The 19,816-nt window shown below is 56.3% G+C and carries 14 protein-coding genes; 9 read left to right on the top strand and 5 right to left on the bottom strand.

The features are described from left to right. Positions 1–10: 10 nt before the first annotated feature. A complete protein-coding gene (locus VN577_07475; GenBank protein HWR14653.1) occupies positions 11–1,045 on the bottom strand; it encodes a LacI family DNA-binding transcriptional regulator in 1,035 nt (344 codons plus the stop codon). A 241-nt stretch (positions 1,046–1,286) separates the two neighbouring features. On the opposite strand from VN577_07475, the gene VN577_07470 reads away from it, so the two are divergent. The 9 genes from VN577_07470 to VN577_07430 all read left to right on the top strand — a co-directional run bounded on the left by VN577_07470 (position 1,287) and on the right by VN577_07430 (position 16,222). Then, a complete protein-coding gene (locus VN577_07470) occupies positions 1,287–4,928 on the top strand; it encodes a TonB-dependent receptor (protein ID HWR14652.1) in 3,642 nt (1,213 codons plus the stop codon). A gap of 180 nt (positions 4,929–5,108) precedes the next feature. Then, a complete protein-coding gene (locus VN577_07465) occupies positions 5,109–5,672 on the top strand; it encodes a hypothetical protein (protein HWR14651.1) in 564 nt (187 codons plus the stop codon). Between the two features lie 16 nt (positions 5,673–5,688). Continuing rightward, on the top strand, positions 5,689–8,463 hold the full coding sequence (locus tag VN577_07460) for a hypothetical protein (protein ID HWR14650.1): 2,775 nt from the start codon (positions 5,689–5,691) through the stop codon (positions 8,461–8,463). 81 nt (positions 8,464–8,544) lie between these two features. Further along, positions 8,545–10,338, top strand: a complete 1,794-nt coding sequence (locus VN577_07455; protein ID HWR14649.1) for a sodium:solute symporter family protein — start codon at positions 8,545–8,547, stop codon at positions 10,336–10,338. Between the two features lie 14 nt (positions 10,339–10,352). After that, positions 10,353–10,577 carry a hypothetical protein gene (locus VN577_07450; GenBank protein HWR14648.1) on the top strand — a complete coding sequence of 75 codons (225 nt, stop codon included), beginning with the start codon at positions 10,353–10,355 and terminating at the stop codon, positions 10,575–10,577. After that, entirely contained in the window at positions 10,564–11,739 is a 1,176-nt protein-coding gene (gene galK, locus VN577_07445) for a galactokinase (protein ID HWR14647.1), read from the top strand. Before VN577_07450 ends, galK begins: the two co-directional genes overlap by 14 nt. Before the next feature lie 11 nt (positions 11,740–11,750). Next, the gene (locus VN577_07440) at positions 11,751–13,307 is read left to right on the top strand and encodes a family 43 glycosylhydrolase (protein ID HWR14646.1); all 1,557 of its coding nucleotides are present in this window, start codon (positions 11,751–11,753) and stop codon (positions 13,305–13,307) included. A 9-nt stretch (positions 13,308–13,316) separates the two neighbouring features. Continuing rightward, the gene (locus VN577_07435) at positions 13,317–14,363 is read left to right on the top strand and encodes a UDP-glucose--hexose-1-phosphate uridylyltransferase (GenBank protein HWR14645.1); all 1,047 of its coding nucleotides are present in this window, start codon (positions 13,317–13,319) and stop codon (positions 14,361–14,363) included. 23 nt (positions 14,364–14,386) lie between these two features. Next, entirely contained in the window at positions 14,387–16,222 is a 1,836-nt protein-coding gene (locus VN577_07430) for a family 43 glycosylhydrolase (protein HWR14644.1), read from the top strand. Here the strand turns inward: VN577_07430 and VN577_07425 are convergent. Genes VN577_07425 through VN577_07410 form a run of 4 tightly spaced genes read right to left on the bottom strand, consistent with a single transcriptional unit; the run spans position 16,207 to position 19,811 of the window. Continuing rightward, positions 16,207–17,058 (bottom strand): ABC transporter permease subunit, encoded by an 852-nt coding sequence (locus VN577_07425; GenBank protein HWR14643.1) that lies wholly within the window; start codon positions 17,056–17,058, stop codon positions 16,207–16,209. The two genes, VN577_07430 and VN577_07425, sit on opposite strands and share 16 nt — an antisense overlap. Further along, positions 17,058–17,999 carry an ABC transporter ATP-binding protein gene (locus tag VN577_07420; GenBank protein ID HWR14642.1) on the bottom strand — a complete coding sequence of 314 codons (942 nt, stop codon included), beginning with the start codon at positions 17,997–17,999 and terminating at the stop codon, positions 17,058–17,060. The genes VN577_07425 and VN577_07420 overlap by 1 nt, the downstream gene beginning before the upstream one ends. Continuing rightward, positions 17,996–18,880, bottom strand: a complete 885-nt coding sequence (locus VN577_07415) for a hypothetical protein (protein HWR14641.1) — start codon at positions 18,878–18,880, stop codon at positions 17,996–17,998. The genes VN577_07420 and VN577_07415 overlap by 4 nt, the downstream gene beginning before the upstream one ends. After that, positions 18,873–19,811 (bottom strand): ABC transporter ATP-binding protein, encoded by a 939-nt coding sequence (locus tag VN577_07410; protein HWR14640.1) that lies wholly within the window; start codon positions 19,809–19,811, stop codon positions 18,873–18,875. The genes VN577_07415 and VN577_07410 overlap by 8 nt, the downstream gene beginning before the upstream one ends. Positions 19,812–19,816: the final 5 nt, after the last annotated feature.

Raw genomic sequence — 19,816 nt, 5'->3', positions numbered from 1 at the left:
GCTCCAACTCCTATTGGTTGGGGGCTGTTCTCTTGCTCTTCTTCCTTGTTTCCAGAGGAGCCGTCGAACCTCTCAAGACCAATTCTGTAGAGACGCTGAGTTCCTGTCCCTGAATCTCGCCTTCTTCCACTACCTTCAGCAGCGCACCGCAGGCATGACGGCCTATCTCTTCGCGCGACAGGCGCACGGTCGTCAGCGGAGGATTCATAAATTCGCAAAGTTCGATATCGTCGAATCCTATGATCGAGAGGTCATCGGGAACTCGCAACCCTTTTCGATAAATCGCCTTCATCGCTCCGATAGCAGTAAGGTCATTCGACGCAAGAACCGCCGTCGGCGGGTCTTTTTGGTTCAGTAGATCGGCCATCGCAATCTGCCCGCCATCCACACGGTGATTCGCCTCTCGCATGAAGCGCGACGGAATCTGCAGTCCGCAATCATGCATGCACTTCTGCATGGCGCGCCAGCGGATTCCGGCTGACTTCAGCTGTAACGGACCGGAGATGAACGCGATCTTCTGGTGCCCTAACTCGCTCACGTGCTGGACAGCTTCACGGATTCCTTTTTCGTAATCCACGAGAATATTGCTGATGCGCGACTGCACCGTTCCCACGTCCAGGAACACTATCGGCACTCCGCGCCGAGAAAGCTCTCCCAACACTCGACGGTCGAATTCCGAGGTCATGACCGCTACGCCATCCACCCGGCGCTCCAGCATGCGCTCGATGGAAGTACGCAGACGATGTGAGTCGTAACTCGTATTGAACACGGTAACGTCATAGTTGTGTGACAGTGCGGTAGTCTCGAAGCTTTTTACTAATTCGGGGAAAAATGGATTAGCGATATCCGAGATAATGAGTCCAAAAGTATGGCTGCGTCCGGAAGCAAGTGTGCGTGCCTGCCGATTGGGGTAATACCCGAGCGCGCGAATGGCACGCAACACGTTTTCCGCCGTCTCCGGAGTAACAGAAGCATGACCGTTGATGGTCCTGGAGACCGTCGCGATCGATACCCCGGCTTTGGCGGCAACCGCTTTGATGTTCATCCGTTCTCCACGTCAAGGGTAGCCTTTATACAAATTCTGCTTGACATCAGTTCTGCTCGGAAGTAGAAGTGTATTCCTCTTGAGACCGTGATGTAAACGGTTACATTTGAAAATGTAAGCGTTTACATTCTCTGAGCTCGAGTTTTTGGGCTCCGGCCACTTGCCGTTTGAACCTTGCGGGGCTTTTAGCATGCCGTTTCGCTCACAACACGATTCCATCCCCCAACATTCGGAGATTCCCATGTACATTCGCAGTTGCCGTGTGCTTCTGCTCCTGGGCCTCATGGCTGCCCTGTGCCTCACCACAAATGCACAGAGCGACCGTGGGTCGATCACCGGCACAGTGCAAGACAGCACTGGTGCCATGGTGGCAAACGCCAAGATCTCAGCCGTAGATCAGGCGACAGGAGAAACCCGTACAACAACCAGTTCGGCTTCCGGCTCGTATCAATTGCCGGAGTTGAAAGCAAGCACCTGGACGTTGAGCGCCGAAGCGCCCGGGTTCAAGAAAACGACCTACGACAACGTCAAAATCGCTGTCGGTGTCGTGCAGAGCGTGAACATTACCCTGACCGTCGGCGCGGCCAGTGAAACCGTGAACGTCGAAGGCGAAGTGCAGGCGATTCAAACCGAAAACGCCACGATGCAGACCAACGTCACGGAACGCCAGGTCCGGGAAATGCCTCTGCAGGTACAGTCCGATTACGCCGGACGCAGCCCACTGGCATTCATCTTCCTGGACAGCAACGTCACTTCGTCAGATAACGGAAGCCAGCAGAACGCCACGAGCTTCCGCGTGAATGGCGGCCAAGCTCTCGGTGCTGAGATTCTCATCGACGGTGCCAACACCCGTCGTGCCCAGAACGGAAGTTTCTTCACCGAGGTTGCCCCTGGACCAAACGCTTTCCAGGAGTTTACCTATAACACCTCCAGCTACTCCGCCGAATTCGGAAACTCATCTGCCGGAGTCGTGAACCTGACCCTCAAATCGGGAACCAACAAAATTCACGGTGAGGTCTACGAACTGTTTCGGAATGAAGCCTTGAACGCGAATAGTTGGAACAATAACAATCAAGGACTCCGCAAGGGCCGCGATCGCCAGAACGATTTCGGTTTCAATCTCGGCGGCCCGGTGTATATCCCAAAGATCTACGACGGTCGCAACAAGACCTTCTTCTTCTTCAACTACAACGGTTATCGCAACACCAAGTCTGAGAATCGATATATCACCATTCCAACTGCGAAGATGCGCACCGGCGACTTCTCCGAGTTGCTCACTGATCCCGACGTTCTCCGCATCAACGGCGGGAACCCAGTGCTGATCTATAACCCCCATCAGGATCCGAACCTGCGCACACCGGCCGCAGCGATTACTGGCAACCGCCTCGACCTTTACAACGGCGGCGCACTACTCGATCCAGTGGGGCTCAACATCTTGAAGAGCTACCCCACTCCGACTGGGTCCGGCGTGTTCCACAACTATCTCGCCAACAGTTCGGCCCCGATCAACATGGATAGCGAGGTTGTGAAAATCGATCAGATATTGACCGATAAGCAGCGCCTCTCTGTCAGCTATAGCTACCGTAATCAGCCATCGATCAAGGGCGGATTCCCGCGCATGCCGAGTCCGGCAATTGCGACCGGTGTATGGGACCAGGCGTTCAAGTCGCACTATGCTCGCGCACAGCACGACTACACCATCAGTCCCACCATGCTCAATCACTTCAATATCGGCTGGAACCGCGTGTACGTGGAGAACAAGAACTCTACGTACGGATTCGACCCCCGCACTCTCGGGATGCCTCCTGGTGCAACCGCGAACCTGACGTTCCCCATGGTCGAGTTCTGGGATCCCGGCATCCTTGCCGGCGGCGACCTCACTGATCCTCGCGCAGCTCAGGGCATCGGCTCCACCTGGTGGCACGACCAGATGGGCGACAACATGGTGCAGATCAACGACACCGTCAGCTGGTCCACAGGTAAACACACCTTCAAGTTCGGTGGTGAGCTGCGCATTCAACAGCTCAACATGTTCCAGAACTTCGATAACGGAGGACACTTCTCCTTCTCTGGCGAACAGACCAGGGGCAACGACTTCTCCACCCTTTCCGGCTGGAATATGGCTAGCCTCGCGACCGGCGCATCCCGCCAAACGTGGGTCACCATCACCAGCGACAAACCAGCGTATCGGTATAAAACCTGGGCAGGATTCGTGAACGACGATTTCAGGGTCACACAACGACTGACTCTGAACCTCGGCCTCCGTTACGAACTTCAGCTACCCCGTACGGAAGCACACGATTTTTATCGTGCGTTTGACCCGACAGCGGCCAATCCTGACGTCAACCGCCCGGGTGCGCTCGTAAGTGCGACGCAGTCCGGCAACCGCGGATTGATGGAAACCGATAAGACCAACTTCGCTCCGCGATTCGGTTTGGCGTACTCACTCGACAACAAGACCGTCCTGCGCGGCGGCATGGGCATCTACTACTCGCCATTCCTCTATGGTGCCGGTGGAGGCCAGCAGGGTTACCGTGCAGCTCGCTACCTCGAGCCGAACTGGGGCGGATTTGGCGGCCTCGGCTGGATGACACCGGGCGTCTACTTGAGCGGCTTGCCGAATGCTCCAATCACCGATCCGAATGGTCAGTACATCGGCTCGGACGTGGAGTACTTCCAGACGGACGCAAAAACCGGGCGCACAGTACAGTGGAATCTTGACGTGCAGCGCGAATTGCCCGGCAATTTCGTTGCTACCGCAGCCTACATTGGAAACAAGGGCACGCGGCTCCGCTCTAACCTGCTCCGGGTGAATGCGGCACCGTTGAACGTTCTCAAACTTGGGAACGATCTACTCAACAAGAACATCAACGCCGTTGATGCTACGGACCGCGCATACGCGACCAGCGTCGGCGTCACCCTTCCGGCGAATGGCGATGCTGTTTACGCCGGATTCAACGGCAGCGTAGCCCAGGCACTGCGGCCGTTCCCGCAGTACAACCGGATCAACAGTGGGATGGAAGCTCTCGGACAAAGCTGGTACAACGCGATGAACCTCCGCGTCGAACGGCGCTTTGCGGCCGGATTCCAGTTCATGGCGTCGTACACATGGTCGAAACTGATCACAACGGCGTCTGACGACCTGAGCGGTAACAGCTTGTTGAACAATGTTCTCCAGAACCCATTCGATCCGCGTTCGGTCCGGGCGACTTCCGCTACGAACGCCCCGCATGTGTTCGTGTTCAACTACCTGTTTGAACTTCCGTTCGGCAAGGGCAAGCCGTTGCTCAACAACAACTCCATCCTCGACAAGATCGTCGGCGGATGGCAGTTCAGCGGAATCCACCGCTACCAGAGCGGACTACCGTTAGTCGTATCCATCAACGGTGGGGCCTACCGCGGCTTCCTCGACATGGTGGGCTACTACGGCAACCTTCGTCCAAACCTTACTGGCCAGAATCCTGTCCAGAGCTACAACGCTACCGGTGCCACCGTTGACGTTCTGAATCCGGCAGCGTTCTCAGCACCACCTCAGTACACCAACTGCCCCGGCGGATGTGTGATCGGCAATGCAGCTTACGCCGCCTACTACAACCGCGACCCGAACGTCTGGTTTGGAACCGCGCCCGCAGTACTCGGCAACACGGTTCTTCCCTACTACAGCGAGAACTTCAGCCTGCTGAAGAAAGTTTCCGTGACGGAAGGCATGTTCGCGGAAATCGGCGCCGAGTTCTTCAATCCCTTTAATCGTCACCGTTATTGGATGCCGGATTCGAATCTCGACGGCTTCAATAACGGTAACCCCACGAACGGCAACTTCGGGGTTTCCTCCGTGCAAGACGATCCTCGCGTAATTCAGTTGCGCGTGCGGTTCGTGTTCTAACGAGCGTTAGTAGCCAGGGACAGGACGGGACGGGACTTCTCATCTAGTCCCTGGCACTTCGCTAACTGCAAACTGGACTCATCTACCTTGGAGGAACTTCCCATGAAAGGCGCGATTGCCTTTCTGCTATCAGTATTGATCTCATGCTGCCTCTATGCGCAGGACAGTAGCAGGCCGCAAATGCATCAGGTCGATCAGTGGGACGACAATTTCGACCGTGCAGAACTCGGTCCTCGATGGGAGAAATTCAGCTTCGAGGGACCAAGCGCAGCCACCGTCCAAATGGGAGACGGGATCCTTTGCGTCCGTGGAGTAGAGAATGGCCGTGCTGGCGTTCGCTCCACCCCAGCCTTTCATTCCGACCGATTTATCTTTGAAGCCGTTGTGGCCGGGTTACCAAAGGCATTTAACCAACCGACCGGTTTTGCATCTCTCACGGTCCTATTCGATTCATCCGGCAGAAATCGAATCGAATGGATTCTCCGCAGCGACGGCATGCTCGAAGCCTGGTTTGTAAAGGACGGTCGCGGGCAGCGTCTCGACAACAAACGAATGGGCACAAAAGAGAAATCCCCGACCCTTGGCATCGTACGCCGCGGTGACACCCTCATGTTTGTGCTCAACGGCGAGCCTGGCATTCAGAAGAACTTCTCCGGCATGCATCGCGACTTCGATGTGATGCTGTACGGCTGGGGCACTTCAGAGAGTTGTAGGGATTCAGTTAGGGTAGTAACCCCGAAATAGGAAGAGGCCAATATCAATGTCATGTGTGGCTCGGAAGAAATCTCTACGGCTCTATTATGTTGTGCTTCTCTGCTTGGTATTGCCAGTTGCAGCGGCTGCACAGTCAGTCGAACTGCAAGACGGATGGAAACTGCTGGTAGACAAGGGCGGCAATCTCACCATCCAGCAGTTGCCTGAAGCCGCTGACCCCGAGTGGCGTTCCGCTCGCGTAGGTCTCTCCTGGAACGCCCAATTTCCCGATCTGCGCGACTACATGGGCGTTGCGTGGTATCGCACCCAGATCGACGTTCCTCAGTTTCAGTCGCCTCGGGCCGTTCTTCTGCGATTCGGCGCTGTCGATAACACCTCAGAAGTATTCGTCAACGGGCAGTCTGCCGGTTCCCACGAAGGTGGCTACACACCATTCACGTTGGACATTACCAGGCTCGTGAAGCCCGGCATCAATGACGTAGCCGTCCGAGTAGTTGATCCGCCAATGAAGGCCGAAGCGGGATCCAAGTTCACGCCTTATGACGAGATCCCCCACGGCAAACAGAATTGGTATGTTCAGACCGGCGGTATCTGGCAACCAGTTTGGCTAGAGTTTCGACCCCAGACATATATCTCTGACCTGCGGATTACTCCCCGCAACAACGGAAACGCGAAGTTCGAAGTCACCATCAGCGGCGGTGGTTCCGAAAACGTATCGATGGCTGTTTACAACAACACTGGCGGAATCGTTGCCGAGCGTACGCTGCAGGTCAGCGGCAGTAAAGGGACTCTGGAACTGACTGTCGATCACCCTGAACTTTGGAGTCCTTCCAACCCGGCGCTCTACTCCGTCTCAGCCACGCTGGCGAATGGCGATCGGTACACCACGCGGTTCGGATTCCGTCAGTTTGAAGCTCGCGATGGCAAACTCTACCTGAATGGCGAGCCCTTCTACATGCGGGCTGCTCTCGATCAGGATTTCTATCCAGACACCATCTATACGCCTCCCAGCGAAGCTTACGTCCGGGAAATGATGCTCAAGGCCAAAGCTCTCGGGCTCAACCTGCTTCGCTGCCACATAAAGGTCTGCGACCCGCAATACCTGAATGCTGCCGACGAAGTCGGAATGCTTGTCTGGTACGAGATCCCTTCCTGGAATGACCGCAACGAAGGTAACGTCTTCACCATGGCTGCGGCTGAACGCGGAGAGAAGATCTTCCGCGCGATGTTTGAGCGTGACTGGAATCGCCCGTCCATTGTGATCGCCAGTGTCATCAACGAGTCGTGGGGCGCTGACTTGCGAAATGCCGACCAGAGGCAATGGCTCAAAGCCGCCTATGAGCATGCCAAGACTTTTCTTGGCGACCGGGCACTCGTCGTTGACAACAGCGCTTGTTGCTCGAACTTTCACGTCAAGAGCGACCTCGACGATTTCCACCAGTACTATTCCATTCCAGACAACGCACATAAGTGGGACAAATGGGTCGCGGACTTCGCTTCTCGCCCGAAGTGGTCTTACAGCCAGCACGGCGATGCCGAGCGGACAGGGCGTGAACCGCTTATCGTCTCGGAATTCGGCAACTGGGGATTGCCGCAACTGCCATCACAGCTTCCTTGGTGGTTTGATCGCGACTTTGGAGGACGTGAAGTCACCCGTCCCGCCGGAGTGCTCGACCGCTTCCGTGAATACAAATTCCAGCGCATCTTCCCTGACTTCAATGCACTCGCATTAGCCACTCAGTGGCATCAATACCGATCCCTGAAACATGAGATCGAGTCCATGCGCAGCCACGAGCCGATCCAGGGCTACGTGATCACCGAGCTCACCGACATCAACTGGGAAGCGAACGGTCTTATGGATATGTGGCGAAAGCCAAAGGCCTACGCGACCAAACTCGCCCAAGTCCAGCAGGATAACGTTATTCTGCTGAGTTCCACTCGCCGTTCAGTTTTGTCCGGAGAACAGGTGCTCATCAACGCATCCCTTTCTGCTTATGCAAATGCAGACTGGAATGGCGCACAACTCGAATGGTCAACCAGTTCGGGGCTAAGCGGGAAGACTGCCATCAACGCAGTACCCAAATTGACCACAGTCACTTCCCTTCCGAAGATCCAGTTCAATGCCCCACAGGTACAGAGTCCGAAGCTGGAATTACTGACAGCGACATTGACCTCGCGTGATGGTCAGATCCTGGCTCGCAATGAGCTGGAGTACTATGTCTTCCCCAAGTCTTCGACTCGCGCCGTCAAGAGTGTCGTTGTCCACGATCCGGCTAAGACCCTCGATCCGCTAGTGTCACAAATGCGATCAAGCGGCTACAGCTTTGGAAAAGGTAATCTCATGCTTTCCAGTGCTTGGGATACTGAAATTGAAACGCACCTGAAGAACGGTGGCCGCGCCCTGCTTCTGCTGGACAAGAAAGACGCAGTCAGCACCAACGCGCCGTTCAAGATCGCCGCTCGCGCAGGTTCGGATCTAGACGGGAATTGGGTTACGAACTTCAATTGGGTCGTACTTAACGACGCGCCTTTCAAAGGCGTTGCGCTTCGCCCGCTGCTGGGATTTGAAGCCTCTGCGGTAACACCCGCTTTCATCTTGCAGGGCATTCCTTCAGACAAATACGACCAGGTCGTGGCAGGGATCTTCTACGGATGGCTTAACAACAATGCGGCACTGGCAGCTCGGATCCCGTTCGGTACCGGCGAAGCACTCGTTACAACATTTCGCTTTGACCAATACGCAAAGGATCCATTTGCAAAGATGTTACTCGACTCCATGATTTCTCTGGCCGCTGCAAATGGTCAAGGTAAGAATGAATAGTCATATCCACGAGTTTAAAGAAATCAAAGCAGGCTCGCCGCGGGTCTGCGCGCAGTACCACTCTGAACGAAGAGGCAGAGCGTGAATCTTACTTTTGTTGACTGGACCATCATGTTGGTCTACTTCGTGTTCGTTCTGGGTATTGGCTTCGCCCTTAAACGCTACACGAAATCGAGCAAGGACTTCTTCGAAGCAGGACGTTCCATCCCCGCATGGATTTGCGGCCTGGCGTTCATTTCGGCAAACCTCGGCGCCCAGGAAGTAATCGGAATGGCCGCATCCGGTGCAAAGTACGGTATCGTCACCAGCCACTTCTATTGGATAGGTGCCATTCCGGCGATGGTCTTCGTCGGAGTGTTCATGATGCCGTTCTATTACGGCTCGCGAGCACGCTCCGTTCCTGAATATCTGCGCCTCCGATTCGACGAGAAGACGCGCGGCCTTAATGCCATCTCCTTCGCCGTCATGACCGTCTTCTCTTCCGGCATCTCCATGTATGCAATGGCGAAGTTAATTCAGGTGCTCCACATCTTCGACGCACCCTTCGCCGCCATCGGACTGCCACCATCCTCGATCTTCCACTTCAGCATCATCTTGTCGGCCGCTATTGTGCTCGCGTACATCTTTCTCGGCGGTCTCACCAGTGCCATTTACAACGAAGTCCTCCAGTTCTTTCTCATCGTTACTGGATTCCTTCCCCTTGTCTATCTCGGCCTGAAAAACGTTGGTGGTTGGTCCGGCCTCAAGGCGCAGTTGCCGGCTTCCTACACGCACTCTTGGTCCGGAATGGGCAGTGCCCACACTAATCCCCTTGGCGTGGAGGCATTCGGACTCATCATGGGTCTTGGGTTCGTACTCTCGTTCGGATACTGGTGCACAGACTTCCTCGTTGTCCAACGCGCCATGGCCGCGCACGATATGAGTGCCGCTCGACGCACGCCTCTCATCGCTGCGTTTCCTAAAATGGTGTTTCCAGTTCTGGTCATTCTTCCCGGACTGATCGCTATCGCGTTGCCCACTCCAACTCGGTCGGCTACCGTGGCAGGCCCCGCCATCGTCGGCGAGCAACAGGCAGGCAAAGGAATCATTCCCGCAAAGATGGACGAGCGGACTGGCGAACCGAAACTCGATGCCAACGGCAACCCTGTGTTCGACTACGATCTTGCCATTCCTCAAATGCTGCTGCACTACTTTCCTACGGGCCTGCTCGGCCTCGGACTTACCGCGCTGCTTGCAAGCTTCATGTCCGGTATGGCTGGAAACGTAACGGCCTTCAACACTGTTTGGACTTACGACATTTATCAGTCCTACATAAACAAAACCGCCACCGACGCCCACTATCTCTGGATGGGGCGCATGGCCACCGTATTCGGTATCATCCTTTCCATCCTCGCTGCCTACGCTGCCACGCGCTTTAACAACATCATGGACATGCTGCAGCTTGTGTTCGCTTTTGTAAACGCACCTTTGTTCGCAACCTTCTTGCTCGGAATGTTCTGGAAGCGCACCACCGGGCACGCGGCCTTCACCGGACTCGTCTCAGGCACTGTTGCAGCCGCGCTACATCATGGCTTGACACTGCCGGTCGGCGCTTCCGTTGGCATCAAGGGTGGTTGGTTGTCGATCATCCACAGCTATCCGAGCGAAATGGCACAGAATTTCTGGACCGCCATTTGGGCATGGTCGGTCTGCTTCAGCGTGACGATTCTCGTCAGCATGATGACGAAGCCGCGACCTGAAAGCGAATTACGTGGACTGGTGTATTCATTGACTGAGCGCCCACGTGAGCATCATCTGCCTTGGTATCTGCGGCCCGCCACGCTCGGTGTCATCGTGCTGAGCGCGGCAGTCATACTCAACATTATCTTCTGGTAACCGGAGCCTGGCTTATGGGACTGGATATTCGCACTCCGATCGGCCTAATGTTTAGCGTACTCGGCCTCATTCTCGTCAGTGCTGGTCTGTTTATCCCAGGTGACATTCACCAGAAGTCACTTGGCATAAACCTGAATCTTTGGTGGGGACTGCTTCTTGTACTTTTTGGGGTTCTGATGCTCGTTTTCGGACTACGCTCGGGAAAAACACCGGCGGAGGACGACCATGTCGAGCACTGAAGCCGCCTGCGACAACTTGTCCCTGATTCGCCAGCGATTCACCCAGCTTTTCGGCGGAACAGCTCGAGTGTTTCGCGCGCCTGGTCGGGTCAACCTTATTGGTGAACACACCGACTACAACGACGGATTCGTAATGCCGGCGGCCATCAGCTTTTCCACTCTGATCGCCGCCGGCCTGCGTGACGACAATCGACTGTGTGTGTATTCCGAGAAGTTTTCAGAGACCGAGGAATGGGATCTTGCCTCCCTAGCTCCCGGTGCTAGCGGCCATTGGAGTGATTACGTGCGCGGTGTCGCCGGAGTCCTTCAGTCCCGCGGTCACAAGCTTCGCGGGTCAAATTTGGTTATACAGTCGTCCGTACCTGTGGGATCGGGGCTAAGTTCGTCGGCCGCGATCGAAGTCGCTACTGCCTTTGCACTTCTCGGGGTTTCAGGGCTGCAGATTCCCGGTGCTGAAATCGCTTTGATTTGCCAGCAGGCTGAGCACGAATACGCTGGTGCAAGAGTCGGCATCATGGACCAATTCATTTCGGTGCATGGCCGCAAGGGGCACGCTCTTCTTCTCGATTGCCGCTCGTTGAGCTTCGAACTTCTCGCGGTCCCGCCGGGTGCGCAGATCGTCATCTGCGATTCACGGGTAAAACACGCAGTCAGCGGCGGTGAGTACAACCAGAGGCGTGCCGCCTGTGAGATCGGCGTTGTCGAACTGAGCAAGTCTCTGCCAGGCGTTAAGGCGTTACGCGACGTCACCCCTGAGCAACTCGAAGCTCACAAGGCACACCTTCCGGACCTCACGTACCGCCGCTGCCGTCATGTTGTGACAGAAATTGATCGCACTCTGAGGGCCGCCGATGCACTCAAAGCGGCTGACCTTCAGCTTTTTGGCCGGCTTATGTACGAGTCGCATCGCAGCCTTCGCGATGATTATGAAGTCAGTTGTCGGGAGTTGGACATCCTCGTGGAAAGCGCCAGGCAGATCGAAGGTGTCTACGGCGCTCGGATGACCGGAGCAGGATTCGGCGGTTGCACCGTCAACATTGTGAACCAGGCGGCAGTCCCCGACTTTCGAATTAAGGTGGCTGCGGATTACAAACGCGCGGTCGGTGTCGACCCTAACCTATACGTCAGCGATGCTGCCCAAGGCGCTGGCGAGTGCATTTAGGAGTTTGTCGAATGAAAGTTTCTCTATCCACTTGGACTCTCGTCGTCTTCTTATTCATGGCCGTTTTCTCGATCGCACAAGCCACCGCACCTGGCCCTGTTTATAGCAATCCTGTACTTGGCGGTGATTACCCTGATCCTTCCATCATTCGCGTCGGAGATGACTACTGGGCTACTGCCACTTCTTCAGAATGGGCTCCCCATTTCCCTCTCCTGCATTCCCGTGATCTGGTCAATTGGGAAGTTGTTGGCGCGGTATTCCATGCGAAACCCGAGTGGGCACAGACGAACTTCTGGGCTCCGGAAATCTCCGAATACAAGGGGCGGTACTACGTCATGTACACGGCGCGGCGCAAGAACGGTCCGCTCTGTGTCGCCTCTGCCTCGTCCGACAAACCTCAGGGTCCCTATAAGGACAATGGCCCTCTCGTTTGTCAGGAAGACGGATCTATTGACGGCTTCTCCATTGCTGACGAGAACGGCCAGCGTTACCTGATCTGGAAAAACGACGGCAATAGCCGTAATCAGCCCACCATACTCTGGGCACAGCCATTGTCCGAAGACGCGACGAAACTTCTCGGAGAGAAGAAGGAACTCATCCGCAACGACGCGCCTTGGGAACGCGCTGTCGTCGAAGGTCCTTTCGTGCAGCGCCGCAACGGCTTCTTCTATCTCTTCTACGCCGGTAACGCCTGCTGCGGACTCAAGTGCGAGTACGCCGTGGGTGTCGCCCGCGCCAAAAAGCTGCTCGGCCCATGGGAGAAATATTCCGGCAATCCCATCATCAAGGATGACGACGAGTGGCGCTGCCCCGGACACGGCAGCATCGTGGAAGACGCCAAAGGCCGCACCTTCTTCATGTACCACGCCTACAACAAACGTGGTTCCGTTTACGTTGGCCGCGAGCCTGTCGTTGACGAAATACTCTGGCAAGACACCGGATGGCCTTTCGTAAAGGGTGCTGGGGTAAGCGTCAGTGCGCCCGCCCCACTCGGGGTCGGCGGAAAGAATCTTGAGTACACAGTTGACGACAAGTTCTCTGGCCTTGCACTCGATCCCCTTTGGCATTGGCCTCTCAACTCGCCTCCAAAGATCACTGTGGGTAACGGATTGAAGTTGTCCCCATCAACAAATCCGCAAACTTTCCTGGCCGCTGTAATTGCCCGTGCCACGGTTTCCCCGGACTACACCGCGGAAACGGAAGTTCTGGCTCCAGCCAAAGGCCACGCCGGAATCTCCGCATTCGGCGACCTGAACAATGCAATTGGGATCGGCGTTCAAAATGGAACGCTCACTCTGTGGGAACTCCGCGAGAATAAAATGCGCACGCTGGCAACCGGAAAGGTGCGCAAGAGCGCTCCCGTTCGCCTGCGCGTTGCTGCTAAAGATGGACACACGGTCCAGTTCTCTTTCAGCAGCGATGAAGGTAAGTCGTGGAAGGATTTGGGCGACAACCTCAGTGCTATGTTCCTTCCGCCCTGGGACCGTTCCATTCGCCTCGCGCTCTTTACCGGCGGTAGTCTGGAGCCGGCGCAGTTTACATACTTCCGCATGAAAGCGAGCCGTTAGTACGTGACGATGAACCTGGATGCACTTCGCAATACTCCGCACCGACGCTTTAATCCGCTCACACGAGATTGGGTACTCGTCTCTCCGCATCGCACCCAGCGTCCTTGGCAGGGACAAGTCGAAAAGACCGCTGCCGAAAAATCGCCTCAGTACGATCCCGATTGCTACCTTTGCCCCGGGAATTCACGGGCGGGCGGTCATCACAACCCGAAATACGACTCCACCTTCGTGTTCGACAACGACTTCGCCGCGCTCAAACCCGATGCCGAGCGCTTTTCCATCAATCAGCACAACCTCATCATCGCCGAAGCCGAGCGTGGTATCTGCCGGGTCATCTGCTTTTCGCCACGGCACGACCTCACGCTAGCTCTTATGACCCCGCAGGAAATCAGGACTGTGATCGACGTCTGGGCAAGCCAGTACCAGGAACTCGGCTCTGTCCCTTGGATTAACTCTGTCCAGATTTTCGAGAACCGCGGCGCCATGATGGGCGCCAGCAATCCCCATCCGCACTGCCAGGTTTGGGCCAACGAGAGCTTGCCCAATGAAACATCCCGCGAACTTGCATCGCTCACCGACTACCGCAACACCCACGGAAGCTGCCTGCTTTGCGACTACATGGCGGCTGAAAAACAATTGGGTGCCCGAGTGGTCGCCGAGAACGACCATTTTCTCGTCGTCGTCCCCTTCTGGGCGATCTGGCCTTTTGAAACTCTCCTGATTTCCAAGCGTCACGTCGCAGATATGAACGCTCTGACCGCGAGCGAACGAGACGCCCTCGCCGACATTCTCAAACGCATCACGATTCGTTACGACAACATATTCGAAACTTCATTCCCTTACTCGATGGGATTTCATCAGCGCCCGACAGATGGTGCTGAACATAGCGAGTGTCACTTCCATGCGCACTTCCTGCCTCCATTGCTTAGGTCGGCGACCGTACGCAAGTTCATGGTTGGCTACGAACTCCTTGGCACGCCGCAAAGAGACATCACGCCCGAGTCGGCCGCCGAGCGGCTTCGTGACACTCGCGAAGTGCACTACACGGAGCGTTAGCTCCGCCATTGCAGGAGGACACCGTGAGTTCGCGCCACAGTGCCTTTGCCGCTCTACTTTCGATATGTGTCACATTTGCCGGATGCGGCGGTGGTACTGCCCCAACTACGCCAGTACCGCCGCCACCGTCCATAGAAGTCACGACTTACACGAATCCAATAAGTCCAGCCACCAGTGTCAACACGACGGTCGAAAGCTGCCCTGATCCCTCCATCATTTACAACTCGGCCGACAAGTACTGGTACCTCTACTGCACTGGTAATCCCCTGAACGACACCGACAAGAACGGCTCTCAATACCGCGACCATCTCATTACTATCCACCGGTCGAGCAATCTGTCTTCGTGGACTTACATTGGCGACGCCCTTACCACGCGTCCCTCGTGGGTCGCTTCCGGTGCCGGCGCATGGGCTCCGGATATCGAGTATCTCAATGGCAAGTACTACCTGTATTACTCCGTCCCAAACACCACGTTACCCGGCGGTGCTTCCGCCATCGCCGTCGCAACCAGTTCCAGCCCTGCAGGTCCCTGGACGCACGCCCCCGATCCCGTCGTCGAACCACACAAGGCGCAATGCTGTTCCGAGTCCGACCGCTGGACCATCGACAGCGACGTCATCGACTACAACGGCGAACTCTACATTTACTATGGCAGTTTCTACGGCGGAATCAGCGTTCGTCGTCTTTCCGCCGATGGATTCCACTCCGATCCCGCGAGCGAAGTACAGATCACCGTTCCCGATCGCTACGAAGCAGCCCAGGTCGTGAAGCACGAAGGCTATTTCTATCTGTTTGCCTCCGTGTCTAACTGCTGCAACGGTCCGCTCACCGGATATAGTGTCTTCGTCGGTCGTGCCACCACGCCGACCGGTCCCTTCCTCGACCGGGACGGAAACTCCATGCTTTCCGCTCGTGCCGGTGGCAGCCTTGTTCTCAGTCCGAACGGGGACAAGTGGGTCGGCGTTGGGCACAACGCCGTCTTCACCGATTTCGCAGGACAGGATTGGACCGTCTATCACGCAATCGATCGAACTCGTCCCTACTTCGCTGGAACCACCGACACGCGTCGCCCTGCCATGCTCGATCCCATCGATTGGGTTGAGGGTTGGCCAGCCGTTCGCGGCGGCTTTTGGGCATCCAGCACTACCCAGCCACGACCCGCAGCGCAGCCCGGAGAACCCGCTCGCTATGCCATGACGCATCCGCCCGTCGTAACGATCGGCGCAGTCGACACCGCCCGCTCAGACGATTTCGATTCTGCCTCCATCGATCCTAAGTGGTCTTGGGTCCGTCCTCCCACTTCCGGCGTCCGCATGAATGGTTCCGCGCTCGAATTCGACACCCAGTCTGCCGAATTATTCGAGAACACCAATAGCGCCTCCATCCTCTCGCAAGCAGCGCCCTCAGGCGATTACATCCTGGAAACGAAGCTCCGCCTTACCGTTCCAGAGGCAGGCTGTTGCTTCAACTACACACAGGCTGGACTGCTGGTATTCGCGGGCGACGACAACTATCTGAAGCTTGTACACGCATCGATCGGCTGGAGTCGCCAGATTGAATTCGGAAAAGAGATGTTTCCTGTCACAACCGGGTATCCGCGATACGGCAGCATGTCTCTGGAAGCTCCCGGCGACTGGACCTATCTGCGCATATGGAAGCGAACAATAAGCGGAGAGGAACGCTACACGGCCTTCAGCAGTCGCGATGGCCAGACCTGGACACAAGGTGGCACGTGGACACACAACCTCGGCATCACTGCGCGTTTCGGACTTGTCTCCATGAGCCTGGCCGGCTACACGGCAGTATTCGATTACGTACGCGTCTACGCCGTGAATCCGAGCACCTATTCAGTTGTGTAGCTGATCTCCAGGAAACGCATCCGGTACGACGAAAGCGCCAGGATGACGAGCGTCAATGTGAGCGCCCCCGTCACCGCAAGCCAGGCTGGGATCGGTTCCGTCGCCACGGTCAGGATGGCAAACACTCCCTCAGCCGGTACCGATACCGGCATCAAGTGACGTAAATACGACGAGATGCTGAACCGTTGCAGCAGAGCCGGAAGCGCTGCGCTAATAAATTCCCATCCCATCAGCAGCAACGCGGCCGGTGCGGGATTCTTCATCAGCATGCTGAACAGCAGGAAAATCGCGCCATATCCCAGGCACGCCAAGGCGGTGATCAACATGTAGGCAAGTAGTTGTGAAAGACCCGGCCCATCCAGCACGTACTGCATGCCGGCCTGTCCGTAATGGAAGTACATGAAGAAGAACGAAGCAACCACGGCCGTCTCGAACAGCAGGATCGAGCGTACCGCTCCCGCCAGGAACTTCCCGATCAGCAACACTTCCCGGCGTACCGGAGCCAGAAGGTAGTAATGCAGGCTCCGCTCGATCATTTCGCCGCGAATAAGCCTTGTGAAAATGCCGAGGCATCCGAAGTAAATTCCCAGCCTCACATAGTAGAACTGGAAAATCGCCGCCAGCACCGTCGTGTCGCCTGCTATAGGTTCGTGGTGCGAGCGGTCAAAAAGAGCATGGGCAACAATGATCACCGTCGGCGCGAACGCAATGAAGTAGAGCCACAACGAGCGCCAGGTAAAGAGATTTCGACGGCTTTCAAGCTCAACAATGCTTCGCACCTGCCTGAGCCACAGTCCCCACGGCTGTTGGGCCAACGTTCTGAGCTTCGATTCCATTACACCGTCCCTCCGTCCGACCCAATCAGGTACTGGTAGATTGCATTCGCATCGTCGTCTGCCGGCGAAATCGCTTCGATCTGCACCAACCCGTCCGTCACTACCTTATTCAATAACGTGTAGAACTGATCCACATCCTGCGTCCGGAGAAACACTCCCGCGCCATCCGCGTGCAATCGGGCTTCCACGCAATGGTCAAGTTCGAACACTCGCGCCGCCAGCAGTTCCGGTTTTTGGCACCGCACCAGAATCTGCATAGGCTTGTCGCGAACCTCCTGCCTCACCTGATGGATGTTCCCTTCCGCAATCACGTATCCGCCGGTCATCAGCACAACGCGATCCGAGATTCGATCCACTTCCTCTAGCACGTGGCTGGAAATGATCACGTGCATTCCCTTCCTACCGAGTTCCTGGAACAAAGCAAGTGATTCTGCTCGCGCCATGGGATCCAGCCCATTCAGCGGCTCATCCAACACCAACACCGTTGGATGATGCGCAATCGCCTGTGCCAGCCTGACCTTCTGTCGCATTCCTTTGCTGTAACCCGCCACCAGTCGGTGGGAGGCTTGCCCTAGATCAACCCGTGTCAACGCTTCCGCTGTTAGATCTGACGCCTGCTTTGCAGTCATCCCATGCAACCGCAAGCTGTCGAATACAAACTCCCATCCCGTCACGCCACGGGGAAACGAATCGAACTGCGTGCAGTAGCCGACCATCCGGAAGAATTCATAGGCATCGGAAGGCGTCAGCCCCATCACCGTCAACGATCCACGCGTCGGACGAATCAGCCCCGTCATCAGGTTCATCAGTGTCGTCTTGCCAGACCCGTTCGGTCCCACAAGGCTCGTGATGCCGGGCGGAAGCGAAATGGAAACGCGATTCACGCCAAGGACTTCGCCGTAAAACTTCGACACGTCCTCAAACACGATTCGATCGTTCATCCCCGCACCACCTCACGGGCTCGAATCCGCGCATTCAGCGCAAACCCGCATCCCACGCACATCGCTGTCACCGCCAGCAAGGATGCGAATAGCGGCAGTTCATTTCGCGTTGCGAACTGCGGCAGTACCACATGCAACAACTGCCTCCAGATGGAGGACATCAGTTGCGGAATATTCACCAGCGTTCCCAGATTCGTCCGCATCACTGCATTGAACACCGCGCCCATGCCGCCAGGAATCAGCATCGACGCAAACACCAGGCCTGTTGCGACGATCCTCCATTTCACCCACGATGCCACCGCCAACGCCAACAGGCACAACAGCAGGATCCAAACGAGCGAGCCCATGAAAGCTCCGGTCGCCAGATGCCAGTGCGAACTGGCCCATGGCGTCGCGCTCATGAACGACTGAAACCCGAACAGCAGCAGCAACGGTACCCACGTGATGGCCGAGAGCAATCCGCCCAACACCGTCATCTTAGCCAGCACATATTCCAGTCTTGAGATCGGATGGCTGAAGATCGTCGGCAGTGCATTGTTCGACATGTCGGCTGAGATCAGCCTCGGAGCCACCCAAGCCGTCAGCGCCATTCCGAGCCAACACTGAAACTGCATGATCACGAAAAAGTACTGCTCGTTGATGGTGACATTCAGTGCCGCACCTGATCCGCCCTGTCCCGCCAGCAGCAGTCGCACTGCGTCGTTATTCATGATGTAGATGACCGCGATCGCAATCACCGTCGGCAGCATGCAGACAACGAACAAAACATTGGTGATCCGCGACGACCAGATATCCGCGAGTCCGTATCGCACCAGAACGCCGAAGCGCGTGACATCGGTCGTGAGCCTTCCCGTGTAGGGTCGATAAGTTCGCTTATACACCGACACGAGCCACCCCCAATTTGCTGTCCATCGCAGTGAGGAAGATGTCTTCGAGTGAATCGCGACGGTAATTCATCCTGCGTATCTGTACTCCCTGCTGCGCTGCGATCCGGTACAAATCGCGAATCTCTACGTTCTCCGGCATCACCAGCTTCCAACGGCCCCCCGGAAACGATGCGCACTCGCAGCCTAACTGGCGAACCGCGACGCCGAACTCTTCTTTCGCCGAAACCGTTTCTAACTCAATGAACCGCCGGTTCGCCCGCCGCTCTTCTTCCAGGTTGCAGATCGAAGCCACTCGCCCGGTCTTCAGGATGAGTACCTCATCGCAGGTCTCGTCCACATCTCGCAGCAGGTGCGAAGAAATCAGCAGGCTTGTATGTCCACTGTCCCGTACTTCGCGGATCAATTGGATCATTCTCTGCCGAGCCACCGGATCCAGCCCGTTCGTCGGCTCATCCAGGATGAGCAGTCGCGGACCATGCACCAGCGCCTGGGCCAGTTTCACCAGTTGCTTCATGCCCAGAGAATAGGTGTTAATCAGCCGGTATCGCACTTCGCCGAGTCCCACGTAGAACATCGCTTCGTGCGCGCGCTCCAGCGCATGCTCCGCCGGAATTCCCGCAAGTTCAGCCATGTATCGCACGAAGTGGATGCCGCTCATGTTGCCGATGAACGAATCGTTCTCGGCCATGTAGCCCACGAGCGATCGGATCTTTCGGCTTTCGGCTCGGATATCGTGCTCAAAGACTCGTGCCGTCCCGGCAGACGGCGCATGGAATCCTAGCAGGGTGTTGATCAGGGTGGACTTGCCAGATCCGTTAGGGCCGAGCAGTCCTATGGCGCGTCCCGCTAGCTCACCATGCAGCGCGTCCAGAACCACCCGGCCCCCAAGCCGAACTTCCAACCCGTTTAATTCAATGACCGCCATGTATA

The organism is Terriglobales bacterium, assembly GCA_035561515.1.
GTDB lineage: Bacteria > Acidobacteriota > Terriglobia > Terriglobales > Acidobacteriaceae > DATMXP01.
This window is presented reverse-complemented; position numbering and strand designations above follow the sequence as displayed.